We start from the raw sequence: 16,177 nt of genomic DNA, 5'->3' as shown, positions 1-16,177 counted from the left end.
ATTTTTATTATTTATTTTTTAAATTGTACTCGTTTTGCGTATACAAGTGAAGAGAAATTGCATGTATTAGCTCTATCTCACCCTTCAATAACTCATAAATCAACTTATGTCTTTTTAGAATGCTCATTCCAATAAAGCCGTCAGATATTAATATTAATTCAATGTGCGAAGGTAATGTTGAAGATGAAGCAAAATAATGATCAGCATGCTTGACTGATTCATCGATAATGTTGATATCAATTACATCTATCGAATCGCGTATTTTTTCTTCTATTGTTTTAATAATATCCATAATGGTTTCTTTAAGCAACAATATGCTCCTCTTGTCATCCAAGTAGCTGATACTGTGATGACAGGAAAAGTGATATAACAATATACAATTACTTATTCTCTTCTTTATTATCTATGTCTTGATAATCAGAATCTACTACTTTTTCTCCCTCATTTGTTGTGGATGAATCAGCAGAACTATCACTTTGTTGCTGCTGAGGTGCTTGATACATAGCTTCTCCAAGTTTCATAGATAATTGAGAAAGATTAGTGACTTTCTGCTGTATTGAATCAGCGTCATCAATGTTATCAGATTTACTAACTTCTTTTAATTCGTTAACTGCATTTTCAATAGCAGATTTATCTTCTGGTGAAACTTTATCACCATACTCTGTCAGAGACTTTTCTGTAGAATGGACTAAGCTATCCGCTTGGTTTTTCACCTCAATAAACTTTTTGCGCTTCTCATCTTCTTGTGCTTTTTCTTCAGCTTCTTTCACCATGCGATTTATTTCATCATCAGATAACCCACCTGAAGATTGAATGCGTATTTTTTGCTCTTTTCCAGTAGCTTTATCTTTTGCAGAAACGTGTGCTATTCCATTTGCATCTATGTCAAATGTTACTTCGATCTGAGGAACTCCACGAGGAGCAGGAGGTATCCCTTCCAAACTAAACTGACCAAGTAACTTGTTGTCAACCGCCAATTTTCTTTCACCTTGATGTACCTTAATTGTAACGGCTGTTTGGTTATCTTCTGCAGTTGAAAACACCTGAGATTTTTTAGTGGGAATAGTAGTATTACGTTCAATAAGTGGAGTAAATACTCCTCCTAGAGTTTCAATACCAAGAGAAAGTGGAGTCACATCAAGTAGTAACACATCTCTTACATCACCTTGAATGATCCCCGCCTGTATTGCAGCTCCAATTGCTACAACTTCATCAGGGTTAACTCCTCTATGTGGATCTTTGCCAAAGAATTCTTTAACTTTCTCTATGACTTTTGGCATACGAGTCATGCCACCAACAAGAACCACTTCGCCAATTTGACTAGTAGACAAACCAGCATCCTCAAGAGCTTTTTTACAAGGAGCCATAGTTCTTTCGATTAAATCATTCACTAAGCTTTCAAGTTTTGCTCTCGTTAATTTCATATTTAAGTGTTTTGGACCACTTGCATCAGCTGTAATAAACGGTAGATTTATTTCCGTTTCCATTGCACTTGATAATTCAATTTTCGCTTTTTCAGCAGCTTCTTTGATTCTTTGCATAGCCATTGGATCATTTTTCAAATCAATGCCATTACTTTTCTTGAATTCATCTAGTAAATAACTCATTACTCCATTATCAAAGTCTTCACCTCCAAGATGAGTGTCACCATTTGTAGCCTTTACTTCAAAAACCCCTTCACCTATTTCAAGTATTGAAACATCAAATGTACCACCACCAAGATCATACACCACTATTGTGTGTCCATGTTTTTTATCAAGACCATAAGCAAGCGCTGCGGCAGTCGGTTCATTTACTATTCTGAGCACATTTAATCCAGCGATTTTTCCTGCATCTTTTGTTGCTTGACGTTGAGAGTCATTGAAGTATGCTGGCACTGTTATCACAGCATCTTTTACTTCCTCTCCAAGATAAGCTTCTGCTGCTTCTTTCATGTTTTGTAGTATAAATGCACCAATTTGGCTAGGAGAGTATTCTTTATTATCAGTGGTTTTAACCCATGCGTCACCATTTTTTGCTGCAAACACTTTATACGGCACATTTAGATTTTTCATTTCAGAATCACCGTATTGACGGCCTATTAATCTCTTAGTAGCAAAAAAGGTATTACTTGCATTGGTGGTTGCTTGCCTTTTTGCTGGAGCACCAATCAATTTTTCTCCTGATGAAGTAAATGCAACTATAGATGGAGTAGTTCTTGCTCCTTCTTTATTCTCTATTACCTTTGTATCTTTGCCCTGCATTATTGCAACACAAGAATTTGTTGTCCCGAGATCTATACCTATTGCTCTTCCCATAATGAGTACCCCATTGTAAATATTATCTGATATAAGAATATATAAGTATAGGACTCATTAATTACAAGCCCAATTTAGGTTTCTAATTAGTTATTAGAACTTAAAAGGCGCGAAAGCCACTTAGTCAGCCAAAAATTGCCTCGTAGTTTATTTGAATTATCAGCTTCTTCATTGCTGCTATCCTCAATTTGGTATCCAGAGTTCTGTAATGGCTTATAACCGTTTAAATTAACATCATCTCCTTGTTTTAAAACAAATGCATTTACATCTAAACTGTTATCAATACTAACGTTCAATGTAATATTAAACTCTTTTTCGATTGTAGAAACTGTATTGCGTTTGTTATTAAAAATGTGCGCTATAACTGCACTGTGTGCTACTAAATCAAAAGACTTATTTCGATTCTTGTTAGCAATATGTTGTAAATCCCTTAGTATTGATGAAACAATTACTTCGTTTGATTTTACTCTTCCAGTACCTTTGCAGTGTAAACACTCTGTAGTATTAATTTCTTGTATGTTTGGTTTAATTCTTTGTCTTGAAAATACCATTAAACCAAAGTCATTTATGTAGCTAAATTGAACTTTAGCTTTATCATCTTTAAACGCTTGCTTTATAGCAGACTCAACAGCTCTGCAATACTGATATTTCAACATATCAATAAAATCGACTACTATTAATCCTGATAGGCCCCTAAGATTCACCTGTCTTGATATTTCAGGTACTGCTTCCATGTTGGTTCTATAAGCTGTTTCTTCTATACTATCTTCTCCTGTCATCTTTCCTGAATTTACGTCTATTGAAACAAATGCCTCAGTTAAAGTTATTATCAAAGACCCACCAGATGGCAATTCTACTCTATTGCTATATAACTCAGAAATTTGGTCTTCTATTCCGTAGTAGGTAAAGATAGGAACACAACCTCTATACAATCTATAGCGCAACTTACTACCTTTTAGTGCATTGTTAGCATATTGCCTCACTGCCTCAAAAGCTTCCTTTCCAGACACTATAACTTCTATACCATCGCTACAAAAATCACGAACAGATCTCATAATTACATCTGCTTCATTGTAAATTAATGATGGAACGTTTACAGAGAAGGCATTTTTTTGAATGCTCTGCCATAATGAGGATAAGTAATTGTAATCCTGCTCAATTTCTTTCTTATTTTTTCCTGAACCAACAGTTCTTACTATTAAACCTGATCTTTTTGGCAAGTTTATTGAACTCAGTATCTCCTTTAACTGCTTTCTGACATTAGCATCTTCAATTCTGCGAGACACTCCACCTTTACTCATGGAATTTGGCATGAAAACACAGTATCTACCCACTAAAGTTATGTATGTTGTAAATGAAGCTCCTTTATTGCCTCGTTCCTCTTTAGTTAGCTGAACCAATACTTTTTGATTTACTGAAATAACATCTTGTAATTTGTATTTTTTATATAAAGGTACCTCTCTTACAAAACCACTACCTGACTCGTTGACATTCTTACTAGCTGCAGAATCTGAAGAGACATTTGCTATGGTATCGTCCCCTTTTTCTGTATAATCGTCATTTGAGTAGCTCTCAAAGATAGTTTCCTTTTCTTTTTCTGGAATATTGAAGTAATCTAGAGATATCTCGGAAAAAGACAAAAAACCTTGCTTATTTTTTCCATATTCGATAAATACGGCTTGCAAAGAAGGCTCTATACGCTTTATATAAGCAACGTATATATTACCTCTTAATTGTTTTTTTTCCTTGAATTCTTGTTCAAATTCTACAACCTTATTATTAACTGACAAGGCAACTCTTACCTCATTAGAACAGGTGGAATTTTCTATCAATAATAACCTTTTACCACTATTTGCCACTTATTTACCGTTTGCTTTTCATTCTGAAGTTAACTTTATGCTACTTAATGCACTGTTGATTGTCAAGAATTTTACGATCTGCATTATTCGGTTGACTTTTAGTGTTTTGCGTAATAAACTCGCATAGAATTTATTATATCATTATAAGTATGGCGAAAAAAAATGCTTCTTTGCTCGTTAAGTTAGTTAGCACTGCAATCAAGACAACAAAAACTGGTGAAGAAAAATCAACAGGTTATTTTTATGTAAAAAAGCGTAATCCAAAAAAGCTCACCAAAAAACTGGAGTTTAGGAAGTATGACCCAGTAGTCAGAAGGCATGTGCTATTTAAAGAAGAAAAACTAAAGTAATTTTTTTATAAGGGATTTTATTATTATGCAAAATTTACAATTAAGTTATCCTATAATAGTAGAGTTGGGGGATGTAAAAGATACAAAACTGAAATTAATAAAGATCATTGCACAATTAATAAGTAAGAAGTACACAACACAGAAAAAAGCAGCAAACGCTCTAAAGATTGATCAACCTAAAATATCTCAAATCAATAGGTCAAAAATCGAAGGGTTCTCCTTAGAATACTTGCTTAACTTATTGATTGTATTGGGCCAAGACATAAACGTAAGAATAAAGCATAATTCTAAACCTGCATAATATGGTATCCGTTCAGCGGAGTGGCAAAATAAGGTAGACAAGATAAATCAATCCCGGTGTCAAGCACTGGGATGACAAGGTATAAACCTTATCGTCATGCCGCCGCGAACCGTCATACTGCGATTCATTCGCGGTATCTCTAGGCTCTGTGGACAAAATTTTAGAGAAGCCATACAAGAGCTCCAACAAAATTGAGAAAACCCATAAAAACCTCAGCAGTTTTATCAAATCTGGAAAAAATGCGCCTAAAATTTTTAATTTTACCAAAAAAACACTCAATCAAATGACGTTCTTTGTAGATATGCTCATCGTAATACCTTTGCACTTTTCGATTCCGTTTTGGCGGAATAACTACTGTACATCCCTTGTCTTCAAGACTTGTAACAAAGGCATTTTGCTATCGTAGCCCTTGTCAGCTACTACAGTAGAGTTATAGATACTTTCGGTCAACACTTGTGCCTGCGTAATTTCATTTCTTTGACCAGGAGTCAGAGTAAATTTAAGTGGATTTCCAAGTGCATCGACAAGCGCATGTATTTTAGTTGTAAAGCCACCTTTGCTCCTCCCTAAAGCTTCTTGATCCTTGGAGTTTTTTGTATATCCAGATGAACATGGATGGCCTCGGATGATCGTACCGTCGATTATAGCAACTTCTAAATCAGGCTCTTGTTTAGTATATTCAAGCAATTTTTTCCAGACATCTCTTTCACACCATCTTTTAAATCGCTTATGTATACTCCTGTAATTACCATAAGTTTTTGGTAAAAGTCTCCATTGGCAACCACTTCGCACTATGTACCACACTGCCTCTATGAATATTCTTAAACGTTTTTCATCTTTGCTGTGCATTCCTTTTACGCTTTTTATGAACTCTAAAATTTGTTTCCAATTTTCCTCTTTGATGTAATATTGCATATGGTAGTTTCTCCATTTTTTACCTATTAGGCTAAACTACCATCTTTTTCTCTCTTTTCATATTTTTTGTCCACAGAGCCTAGATCCCGCTAACAAGTAGCGGGATAACGGTTATCAGGCCAGCACCCCTACGATGTCATCCCAGTGCTTGACACTGGGATCCAGGAAGTTTATTAAGTTAGTAAGCATAAAAGTAGCCGTTTTATGTTAAAATACAACGTTTTGATGATTATGAAAAAGCTGGATTCCAGTGTCAAGCACTGGAATGACACCATTTGTTGTAAACTCACTTCTTCTTGATTTGCAGAACAATAAAACAGTAAGCTAAAAGGGAGCTTATTACTCAACAAAACAAGACTTAAAATTTTGTGCAATGCTATTGATTATAGCTAGATATGCATCTTTTCCAGGTTCTATGTCTGATCCAATAGGATCAAGAACTACCATTTTTGCATCATTAGAAAGAGCATTAGGCTTTATGCTGTCTTCCTGTGAATGAGCAAATATACATTTAACGTTTTCTTCCTTCATTATCTTTTTTAGCTTCATTAAACTCCTCATACCTATGTAAGAATCCTCTTCTATGGAAAGAATAGCGCTTGGATGATTTAGACCGAAATATTTTTCAAAATATTGATAAGCATCATGAGTAACGATGTATTTTTGATTTTTAAAATCATTCAGTTCTTTCATGATTTCTTTTACTTCTTGGTCTATTTTTTTTATAGCTTTTGTTGCATTAGAACTGTATCGATGGGAATTTCCTTTATCTATGTCAGACAATGTTGCACTTATAGAAAGTATCATGCTCTTTGCATTTTCGGGACTCAGCCACATGTGTAAATCTTTTTCATCTTGAATGTGAGTGATTTTTCTAGAAAATGAATGTGGCCGAGTAGGAAGTAGGTTGATTGCCTTTGACAATTGCACTAGTTCTTTATTATTTTTGGCGAAAGTTTGAACAAACGTCTCTAAGTTATCGTCAACATAAAATATAACGTCACTTGATTCTAAATTACTCGCATCAGATGGCTTTAATATATAATTATGTGCAGATGTTGCATAGCCAAGCAATTCCGGTTCTAAAATCCCTTCTGTAACAGAAGCTACAAGTGAGTGGATAGGTTTGATTGTAGCTACAACTTTTAAATTGGATGAAAAGGCAATATTATAGTATAGTGTAAGTGAAAGTAATAGAAAAAAAGCCAGTAAATGTCTCATATAAACGTTGAGAAGAAGTTAAATTTTGTCAATAAATTGAATAATGTCAATAATCGTGTTCTAAAAATAGAAAATCTTGCTCTCGCATATGATTGTAAAAGAATCCTTGACAATATCAATATGTTCATGGAAAGAGGAGACATAATTACAATACTTGGTCCAAATGGTGGAGGTAAAACCTCTTTAGTGAAAGCAATTGCTGGTATAAATAAAAATTATACTGGAAATATTGTGTTAGCTGAGAACACAAAAATTAGCTACATGCCGCAAAATTTTAGTATTAGTAATTTGATGCCAATAACAGTTGAATATTTTCTTTTAAATAGCTCCTTGAAAAGACTAAAGAAAAATCAATCCATTATTACAGAAACGATAGAGTTGGTTGGTATCGGTAACATTTTGAAGAATCAAGTGTTAGAAATTTCTGCAGGGCAAACACAATTATTGCTACTTGCACGTTGTTTAATTGCAGAGCCTGACTTGATCATTCTAGATGAACCAGTTAGTGCAATGGATATTAACGCGCGGGCTAAATTTTATGATATTATAAATAAAATAGCAAAAAAACGATTGGTATCGATTCTTATGACTTCTCATGATCTTAACTCTGCTCTACCATCCTCAGATTACATAATTTGTATAAATAATACTATCTATTGCCAAGGCAAGCCTGATGAGATTATGAAAAATAGAACCCTAAATGAAATATTTAGCAGTTACGCAGCGAAATGATTCAAAATATTTTGCGTCTTCTGCACATAACTACGGTGCTGACGCGTTACAATATATTACCTTATTTACTTCCGCCATCAAAAAAATCAATAAATAAAATACAAGGCCACAAGCTAAAGTGTGCTCTTGAAAAATTAGGTCCGGTGTTCATTAAGTTTGGGCAGTCTATCTCATCATGTACTGATGTTTTAAATGAAGATATAACAAATAACTTGTTATTGATATGTGATAGATTGCCATCATTTTCACATAAAATAGCAGTTAAAACTATAGAAAGTGAGTTTAATTGTAAATTGAGCGACATTTTTTCAAGCTTTTCTGAAAAGCCAATTGCAGCAGCATCGATTTCTCAGGTGCATAGAGCGGTTACAACTGAGGGTAAGGAAGTTGCTGTGAAGGTTTTAAGGCCAAATATTGAGAAAACATTCTCAAGAGATATAAAAATGCTTTCTTGGCTTGCAGAAATTGCAGAAAAATTTAGCGAACAATCAAAAAGGCTGAAGCCAATTGAGTTAGTCAAAACTTTTACTGAAATTTGCCGAGTAGAGTTAGATCTACGTTTTGAAGCTGCTCACTCTTCGGAGTTAAAGGAAAACACAAAAGATGACAGAGGTTTTTACGTACCTGAAGTAGATTGGAATAGAACTTCAAGAAAGGTTTTAACATTAGAATGGATAGAAGCAACGCCAATATACGAAGTTGAAAAACTGAATAATCATAAGCAAATAGCTATCAACCTTATAGAATCGTTTTGTAATCAGGTATACAGGGATTGTTTTTTTCATGCTGATATGCATCCTGGAAATCTAATGGTTGATAGTAATAACAATATTATTGCCCTGGATTGTGGAATCATGGGTAGAATAGATCGTGAGACATGCTATTACGTTATAGAGATACTCAAAGGCTTTTTAAATCGGGATTATGATCACGTTGCAAAAATGCACTTTAAAGCTGGTTACGTTTCATCACAGCATAGAAATTTTGTCACAGTTTGCAGGGCAATAGGTGAACCCATTATTGGGCAGCCTATACAGAAGATTTCATTTGCTAGTTTACTTGCTCAGCTATTAAAAATAACTGGTGATTTTGATATGAAAGTTCAAACACAATTGTTATTGCTGCAGAAAACTATGATTTTACTGGAAGGGACATGTAGAAAGATCTACCCAGAAATCAATATGTGGAAAGTAGTTGAAGCGTGGATAAGCAGTCAACATGAAAGTAAAATAGGGTATAGGGAAAAAATTAGAAGTTCTTATCCTGTAAAAACAATCCAAGGGATATTTAGCCTTACAGAAAAATTAAACCTAATAGCTGATAAAAAATTAGAAAACATCCAAATTAAAAATAAATCAAATGGAAAAGTCTATTTTTTATTGTGGTTTGTAATTATAATTCTAATCGTTAAACTTTTAATTTCTTAAACTATGGGAAAAAACTGCGTCAAATCCAATTTTTATTCAACTTAATTTTTAATCTGCAGGAGCCGAGTTGAGAATGTCCAATTTTCCACTTTCTTTATGTATCTGTTCAGCAGAGTGGCAAAATAAGGTAGACGAGAAAAGACAACTATAGGAACAAATGGGTGTCATGCCAGTGCGTGACACTGGCCTCTTGTTTCAATGTTAAACAAAATACCATAGAATTCAAAAAGACAATTCCTAGGCTCTGTGGACAAAAAATATGAAAAGAGAGAAAAAGATGGTAGTTTAGCCTAATAGGTAAAAAATGGAGAAACTACCATATGCAATATTACATCAAAGAGGAAAATTGGAAACAAATTTTAGAGTTCATAAAAAGCGTAAAAGGAATGCACAGCAAAGATGAAAAACGTTTAAGAATATTCATAGAGGCAGTGTGGTACATAGTGCGAAGTGGTTGCCAATGGAGACTTTTACCAAAAACTTATGGTAATTACAGGAGTATACATAAGCGATTTAAAAGATGGTGTGAAAGAGATGTCTGGAAAAAATTGCTTGAATATACTAAACAAGAGCCTGATTTAGAAGTTGCTATAATCGACGGTACGATCATCCGAGCCCATCCATGTTCATCTGGATATACAAAAAACTCCAAGGATCAAGAAGCTTTAGGGAGGAGCAAAGGTGGCTTTACAACTAAAATACATGCGCTTGTCGATGCACTTGGAAATCCACTTAAATTTACTCTGACTCCTGGTCAAAGAAATGAAATTACGCAGGCACAAGTGTTGACCGAAAGTATCTATAACTCTACTGTAGTAGCTGACAAGGGCTACGATAGCAATGCCTTTGTTACAAGTCTTGAAGACAAGGGATGTACAGTAGTTATTCCGCCAAAACGGAATCGAAAAGTGCAAAGGTATTACGATGAGCATATCTACAAAGAACGTCATTTGATTGAGTGTTTTTTTGGTAAAATTAAAAATTTTAGGCGCATTTTTTCCAGATTTGATAAAACTGCTGAGGTTTTTATGGGTTTTCTCAATTTTGTTGGAGCTCTTGTATGGCTTCTCTAAAATTTTGTCCACAGAGCCTAGTACCAAACCTTCTATACTAATGGCAAGAGCTGTATGCATTATAATACCTTTTGCAGTATCATAACTGGACAAATTTGCTAATCCGCTTGTTTTTTTATGGTTATTATATACAATGTAACTGGTATCTTGAATGACAAGAACCCTCTTGTGAGCTTTTGTTCTCTCAACCGTCTTATTAATATGTGTAGCTAAAATATCACTTTCTTTTACATTCTCATTTTGAAAAAAACGGTATGCTGCTCTTGCTTCTGACCAACTTCCGCATGCCTCATTAATTGAGCTTTCAGGTAAACTTATCAAACTATCAGCAATCTTTACTAATCGGTCAGTTAATCTTTTATCTCCAAGTACAGCATCTCCAAATTCATTTTTAGCCCATTCATTACTCTCGTTTGCCATTTTTATACCCTCAATATTTGCAAACTCTAATATTGTAATACTTTATTTATAAGTACATTTATATTTGTGGGTAATAGTAAGGAATGACACCGTCTTGGATGGAAACCAGTGTCAGCTACTTTCATGACACCATCATAAGGTGAAACTGGATCCCAGTGTTTGGGCACTGGGATGACAAGAAGAGAGCACTGGAATGACAGGAGAAGGGGGGCTACTACCGTCATAAAGGAACCAGTGTCAGCTACTCGGATGATACCTTCTTTCTACTTAGTTTGGGTTATGCAAGAAGTCTATTCGCGGTATCTCAGCATAGATTCCGCTAACAAGTAGCGAAATGATGGTTTTTCAAATCGTCGGTAAGCCTAAGTCAGTTTAGCTATATGCTTTTAATTCCCCCAAAAGGAGAATTAAATATGTAAAATTCTAGGCTCTGTGGACAAAATTTTAGAGAAGCCATACAAGAGCTCCAACAAAATTGAGAAAACCCATAAAAACCTCAGCAGTTTTATCAAATCTGGAAAAAATGCGCCTAAAATTTTTAATTTTACCAAAAAAACACTCAATCAAATGACGTTCTTTGTAGATATGCTCATCGTAATACCTTTGCACTTTTCGATTCCGTTTTGGCGGAATAACTACTGTACATCCCTTGTCTTCAAGACTTGTAACAAAGGCATTGCTATCGTAGCCCTTGTCAGCTACTACAGTAGAGTTATAGATACTTTCGGTCAACACTTGTGCCTGCGTAATTTCATTTCTTTGACCAGGAGTCAGAGTAAATTTAAGTGGATTTCCAAGTGCATCGACAAGCGCATGTATTTTAGTTGTAAAGCCACCTTTGCTCCTCCCTAAAGCTTCTTGATCCTTGGAGTTTTTTGTATATCCAGATGAACATGGATGGCCTCGGATGATCGTACCGTCGATTATAGCAACTTCTAAATCAGGCTCTTGTTTAGTATATTCAAGCAATTTTTTCCAGACATCTCTTTCACACCATCTTTTAAATCGCTTATGTATATTCCTGTAATTACCATAAGTTTTTGGTAAAAGTCTCCATTGGCAACCACTTCGCACTATGTACCACACTGCCTCTATGAATATTCTTAAACATTTTTCATCTTTGCTGTGCATTCCTTTTACGCTTTTTATGAACTCTAAAATTTGTTTCCAATTTTCCTCTTTGATGTAATATTGCATATGGTAGTTTCTCCATTTTTTACCTATTAGGCTAAACTACCATCTTTTTCTCTCTTTTCATATTTTTTGTCCACAGAGCCTAGTTGATATAATTTAATGAATGGTTAGTTTAAATACTAATTTATTTGAGAGATTTTAATAATATTTAACCCACTCGTTTTTCTATTTTCCATATCGTGATGGGCTTGAATTATTTCATCAAGTTTATATTTTTTATTGATCCGTACAGTTAAAAGTTTTTTTCTTATCATCTCGAAGATTTCCATTGTGGTAAGCACTAATGTGAATCTATCATGCTTATAATGGTATATTGAGGTTCCAGTTGCAAATAACGAACGTGAACTAAGTAAAGAAAAACTAATAGGAGCGTTACCTGATATCTGCCCATAGGAAACGTATATGCCGAACCTGCCTAAAGATTCAAAAGAGAGCTTACTTGTAGCGTAACCTATGGGGTCATACACTGCACCTACTCCTCTGTTTTGCGTAATCTCCATAATTTTAGAAACGAAGTCTTTATCATTGTAGTTTATTGCGTATGTGCAGCCACTTTGTAAAGCTATCTTCATTTTTTCATCAGAGCTTACAGAACCTATCACTACACCTTTTTTATCCTTTGCCCATTGGCATATTATTTGTCCTAACCCACCATTAGCCCCATGAACTAGCACGAAAGCACCAGGCCTGATTTTATAAGATTGATTAACTAAATAGTGAGCTGTCATACCTTTAAACAGCACTGCAGCAGCAACTTCATCAGATATGTCATCTGGAATTTTTATCAGATATTTCTGGTGTATAATGCGCTTTTCACAATATGCCCCTGGAGGAGCTGTGCAATATCCAACTCTGTCTCCAACCTTCAACCCATCACTGATTTTTTTACCAAGCTTTTCAATAACTCCCACTGCTTCTACCCCAAGCGCTGATGGTAAATTTTTAATTTTGCGTGTACCTTTTCTGTGCTCTAAATCATAACGATTTAAGCCGATAGTTGTGTGACGTACTAAAACTTCCTCGCCTTTTGGCTCACCTATATTCTTATCTACAAATTCTAATACTTCTGGTCCTCCAGTTTTTTTTATTTGTATAGCTCTAACCATGATGAATGTAAGATAAAAACTTTAATTATGTTATCTAATAATTAATATTTTGCAAAGTTATTGTTTTCACAATCAATAGACTTCTTGCGTTACCTCCTGTCATTCCGGCGCGTGACGCTGGAATCCAGATTTTTTTATACAATCAAGTCATAGGATGGCAAAAAGTCAACCTTATCTGTATGAGCTATACATTTTTTCTGGATCCCAGTGTCAGCTACTTGGATGACACCCTATTGATTACTGAAATGACATGGTTTGCAAACATTCTGTTACTTAAGCTTAAAAAACGTGTATGATAGTGTTATTTCGCCCAAATCTTTTGTATTACTATCAAGCATTATCTCAGGATCTATATAGAAAGATACGGGCATAGCTGCTTTTTGTTTTGGTAGCAACATTTGTTCTTCAAAACAAAAGCATGCAATTTTATTGAAATACTTACCTGCTTTGAAAGGCGTAACATTATACACCGCCATTCCAAATGAAGGCTGATCAGATAGATTTTTTGCGTAATAAAACGCTAAACTTTGTTCTCCTATGTTTACGTCAACGTAGTTAGTTTCTGATTTAAACTCCCAAGGTAGATCGGACATTATATCAGCATTGAAATGGACCCTGATCTTTTGGTTAGTTATATTTGTTGTTGTGTTAGTTACTTTTCTTATTGTGCCACCATACCCAGTAGCTTTACAGAAAATGCTATATAGAGGTACCGATGCATATGCAAGACATATCATCGACACAACTAAAGATACTAAAAAGAAAACTATAGAATTCTTACTGCCTTTCCTTAAAAAGGAAAACATCTAATCCCTATTGTTGAACAAGTTAAGTAACCTGAGTAGATTGAGAAATATATTAATAAAGTCAAAATAAAGATTAGTTGCACCGAGTATTGCCAATTTAGTAGTAGCAACTTCTGATCCGTCATTATGTTTATAATAAACGTCCTTGATTCTTTGAGCATCATACGCAGTCATTAAGGTAAAGACTATTACTGATATGAACGATATTGCAAAGTGGAGAGGACTACTTCCAAGAAATAAATTTACTATAGACGCAATGATTAACCCCCAAACTCCCATAATCAAGAAAGAGCCCATACTTGTAAGATCTCTTTTTGTAGTATTGCCATATAAAGCCATAGAGCCAAACATGATTGATGTAATGAAAAACGCCCTTGCTATATTTTCTGCAGTATAAACTATAAAAACATAAGATAAGAAAAGCCCCATTAACACTGAGAACGAGAAAAATATAGTAACGGCAGACTGAGCACTTAGGTGTTGAATTCTATAAGACATGTAGAACACCAATGCAACCGGAGATAACATTACCACAAGCGATAGAACGGGATTAGAATAAATTACTTGAAAAAGACCAGAAAATACTGTTAAAAATGCAACAAGCCCTGTGACGCCCAAAGCTAAAGCCATGTAATTATATACTTTAGTTAGGTAACTTCTAAGCCCAGCACTATAATAAACGCCTTGAGAGCGAATATCCTGTTCATTTCTCATATAAGACATAATATAACTCCTTTTATCCATTACTTAACACATTATAATATAAAACCATATTTTTATCAAGTGTTTTTATTATAAACAGCTATGCGCTGGCATTTGTTTTAATATAAATAGAATATAGGCCTATTGCTGCTGCGTTTGAAACATTTAAACTGTTAATTGCATTTGACATTGGGATTTTTAAAAGATAATCACAATTTTCTTTAACTAACCTCCGCATTCCTTTCTCTTCAGAACCAAAAATAATTACTCTTTTTTTCTCAAAACTCTTTATTTCATCTATATTTTCTTTAGCATTGCAATCAAACCCGTAACACCAGTAGCCGACCTTTTTTAAATACTGCATAGTTTTTACTATATTTGTAACGTATATTAGCGGAACAATATCTAAAGCCCCACTTGCTGCTTTTGCAATAGATGCATTTTCACTCGGTGAATGGTTATGTGGTAAAACCAATGCGTCGACATTAAAACAAGCTGAAGTTCTTAAAATTGATCCAATATTGTGCGTGTCAGTGACTTGATCTAAAATGACTATAGTAGAGCTGTCGTTTGAGCTTTCAGCTACTTCTTCGATGCTTAAGTTATAAAGAATAGGGGCAACATTTAAAGCAATTCCTTGATGGTTAGCACCTTTAGATAAAACGTCATTAAGTGTTTTGTTTTCTACTAATCGAACTTTAATGCCCTTACTATTTGCACATTGCCTAATTTCTTTTTTGTGCTCTCTATAGAAATTTTCTGTTGCTAACAGTTCTATACACCGCCTATTTTTATTCTTCAGTGCTGACATGCAGGTGTGCTTTCCATACAGCCAAAAATTCTCATTAGTTTTTGACGATTTCATCGTATTATTGAAAATCGGGTTTTTATAGAATAAGCAACATTTTACTATGTTTGGATATTGTTGTAAAATTATACAATTCGATTAATGCGTTTATGTCGGACGATGAGTTGGATTGGCAAAAAAATGTTAAGCCAATAGAATGTGGAAAAGTTACTTTGAAAGTTGATCATAAAGTAAATATAAAGTCTATGGTTGATAAAGGTACCTCCGACTTACAAGGGAATTTTCTTAATACCAATAATAGTAACTCATCATTTTGTCTTGACCAAAACACAAAATCAAAAGTTGATAGGGGTAAATATTTTATAAGCGATAAGCTCGATTTGCATGGCTATAATATAGAGGATGCTTACTGTAAATTGATAGATTTTATTATCAAAAATTATCGAGCAGGAAATAGATGTTTATTGGTAATTACGGGATACGGCAGTGCAACAAACAAAACAGACACTATAAAGAGTAACTTAAATAAATGGTTAAATGACACTAAAATCCAGCATATGGTTCTATACTACCAACAAGCTACGAAAAAACATGGTGGTAAAGGGGCTTTTTATGTTTTATTAAGAAGGAATAAAAACCTTGAGTCCTGATACTTAAAATTCCTTTTAAGCCTTAATTTTTCTTGTATAACCATACAGTGTTCGGCAGCGCGTGACGCAGTTATCTAAGTGGAGAAAGTCACCTCTCCCCACTCGACTTCAAAACCGGACTTGTGACTTTCACCACATCCGGCTTCTCTCTAACTTGGTGTTTGTCATACATACTTCTCCATGTAATTAACATTTCAAAGCTTGGTAAATTTGTTTTTATAGCTTAAATACAGCATTCTCTATATTACTAGGCTCTGTGGACAAAAAATATGAAAAGAGAGAAAAAGATGGTAGTTTAGCCTAATAGGTAAAAAAT

Annotated in this window: 17 protein-coding genes and 1 pseudogene; 6 read left to right on the top strand and 12 right to left on the bottom strand. The window is 34.4% G+C overall.

What is annotated here, in order from left to right; translation table 11 throughout:
• Positions 1–7 precede the first annotated feature (7 nt).
• The 3 genes from OOK85_RS01895 to OOK85_RS01885 all read right to left on the bottom strand — a co-directional run bounded on the left by OOK85_RS01895 (position 8) and on the right by OOK85_RS01885 (position 4,156).
• Complete coding sequence (locus OOK85_RS01895) at positions 8–292, bottom strand: BolA family protein (protein ID WP_096616510.1); 285 nt, start codon at positions 290–292, stop codon at positions 8–10.
• A gap of 88 nt (positions 293–380) precedes the next feature.
• On the bottom strand, positions 381–2,297 hold the full coding sequence (dnaK, locus tag OOK85_RS01890) for a molecular chaperone DnaK (RefSeq protein ID WP_264703661.1): 1,917 nt from the start codon (positions 2,295–2,297) through the stop codon (positions 381–383).
• Between the two features lie 86 nt (positions 2,298–2,383).
• Positions 2,384–4,156, bottom strand: a complete 1,773-nt coding sequence (locus tag OOK85_RS01885) for an Rne/Rng family ribonuclease (protein WP_264703659.1) — start codon at positions 4,154–4,156, stop codon at positions 2,384–2,386.
• A 149-nt stretch (positions 4,157–4,305) separates the two neighbouring features.
• On the opposite strand from OOK85_RS01885, the gene rpmG reads away from it, so the two are divergent.
• The gene (gene rpmG / locus OOK85_RS01880; protein WP_015589280.1) at positions 4,306–4,506 is read left to right on the top strand and encodes a 50S ribosomal protein L33; all 201 of its coding nucleotides are present in this window, start codon (positions 4,306–4,308) and stop codon (positions 4,504–4,506) included.
• 25 nt (positions 4,507–4,531) lie between these two features.
• The gene (locus tag OOK85_RS01875; protein ID WP_264703656.1) at positions 4,532–4,807 is read left to right on the top strand and encodes a helix-turn-helix domain-containing protein; all 276 of its coding nucleotides are present in this window, start codon (positions 4,532–4,534) and stop codon (positions 4,805–4,807) included.
• 160 nt (positions 4,808–4,967) lie between these two features.
• Here the strand turns inward: OOK85_RS01875 and OOK85_RS07780 are convergent, their stop codons facing one another.
• The 3 genes from OOK85_RS07780 to OOK85_RS01865 form a co-directional block, all read right to left on the bottom strand.
• On the bottom strand, positions 4,968–5,132 hold the full coding sequence (locus OOK85_RS07780; RefSeq protein WP_406719964.1) for a hypothetical protein: 165 nt from the start codon (positions 5,130–5,132) through the stop codon (positions 4,968–4,970).
• Between the two features lie 26 nt (positions 5,133–5,158).
• Positions 5,159–5,722: an IS5 family transposase gene (locus tag OOK85_RS01870; RefSeq protein ID WP_406719965.1), complete on the bottom strand. Its 564-nt coding sequence runs from the start codon at positions 5,720–5,722 to the stop codon at positions 5,159–5,161.
• 339 nt (positions 5,723–6,061) lie between these two features.
• Positions 6,062–6,943, bottom strand: coding sequence for a zinc ABC transporter substrate-binding protein (locus OOK85_RS01865; RefSeq protein ID WP_264338059.1), 882 nt, complete (start codon positions 6,941–6,943; stop codon positions 6,062–6,064).
• Here OOK85_RS01865 and OOK85_RS01860 point away from each other — a divergent pair.
• The 3 genes from OOK85_RS01860 to OOK85_RS01850 all read left to right on the top strand — a co-directional run bounded on the left by OOK85_RS01860 (position 6,935) and on the right by OOK85_RS01850 (position 10,175).
• A complete protein-coding gene (locus OOK85_RS01860) occupies positions 6,935–7,675 on the top strand; it encodes a metal ABC transporter ATP-binding protein (protein ID WP_264703653.1) in 741 nt (246 codons plus the stop codon). The genes OOK85_RS01865 and OOK85_RS01860 overlap by 9 nt on opposite strands.
• A complete protein-coding gene (ubiB, locus tag OOK85_RS01855) occupies positions 7,672–9,102 on the top strand; it encodes a 2-polyprenylphenol 6-hydroxylase (protein ID WP_264703650.1) in 1,431 nt (476 codons plus the stop codon). Before OOK85_RS01860 ends, ubiB begins: the two co-directional genes overlap by 4 nt.
• Positions 9,103–9,422: 320 nt before the next feature.
• Complete coding sequence (locus tag OOK85_RS01850; protein WP_264702259.1) at positions 9,423–10,175, top strand: IS5 family transposase; 753 nt, start codon at positions 9,423–9,425, stop codon at positions 10,173–10,175.
• Here OOK85_RS01850 and OOK85_RS01845 read toward each other — a convergent pair.
• The 6 genes and pseudogenes from OOK85_RS01845 to rlmB all read right to left on the bottom strand — a co-directional run.
• Positions 10,122–10,595: pseudogene (locus OOK85_RS01845) on the bottom strand (IS4/Tn5 family transposase DNA-binding protein); the annotation flags it as partial. The gene OOK85_RS01850 and the pseudogene OOK85_RS01845 overlap by 54 nt on opposite strands.
• 444 nt (positions 10,596–11,039) lie before the next feature.
• Positions 11,040–11,792 (bottom strand): IS5 family transposase, encoded by a 753-nt coding sequence (locus OOK85_RS01840; protein WP_264703648.1) that lies wholly within the window; start codon positions 11,790–11,792, stop codon positions 11,040–11,042.
• Positions 11,793–11,908: 116 nt separating this feature from the next.
• Positions 11,909–12,895, bottom strand: a complete 987-nt coding sequence (locus OOK85_RS01835; protein ID WP_264703646.1) for a quinone oxidoreductase family protein — start codon at positions 12,893–12,895, stop codon at positions 11,909–11,911.
• A 269-nt stretch (positions 12,896–13,164) separates the two neighbouring features.
• Complete coding sequence (locus OOK85_RS01830; RefSeq protein ID WP_264703644.1) at positions 13,165–13,632, bottom strand: cytochrome c oxidase assembly protein; 468 nt, start codon at positions 13,630–13,632, stop codon at positions 13,165–13,167.
• Positions 13,633–13,701: 69 nt separating this feature from the next.
• Positions 13,702–14,424 (bottom strand): Bax inhibitor-1/YccA family protein, encoded by a 723-nt coding sequence (locus OOK85_RS01825; protein ID WP_264703642.1) that lies wholly within the window; start codon positions 14,422–14,424, stop codon positions 13,702–13,704.
• A gap of 79 nt (positions 14,425–14,503) precedes the next feature.
• Positions 14,504–15,268: a 23S rRNA (guanosine(2251)-2'-O)-methyltransferase RlmB gene (gene rlmB, locus OOK85_RS01820; RefSeq protein WP_264703640.1), complete on the bottom strand. Its 765-nt coding sequence runs from the start codon at positions 15,266–15,268 to the stop codon at positions 14,504–14,506.
• A gap of 92 nt (positions 15,269–15,360) precedes the next feature.
• Between rlmB and OOK85_RS01815 the strand changes: the two genes are divergently transcribed.
• On the top strand, positions 15,361–15,861 hold the full coding sequence (locus OOK85_RS01815) for a Smr/MutS family protein (RefSeq protein WP_182319589.1): 501 nt from the start codon (positions 15,361–15,363) through the stop codon (positions 15,859–15,861).
• Positions 15,862–16,177 lie beyond the last annotated feature (316 nt).

Origin of the sequence: Wolbachia endosymbiont (group A) of Volucella inflata, from assembly GCF_947250665.1 — a bacterium.
In the GTDB taxonomy this organism is placed as follows: Bacteria; Pseudomonadota; Alphaproteobacteria; order Rickettsiales; family Anaplasmataceae; genus Wolbachia; species Wolbachia pipientis.
The sequence above is the reverse complement of the archived record's forward strand: the minus strand, read 5'-3'. Positions and strand labels throughout refer to the sequence as shown.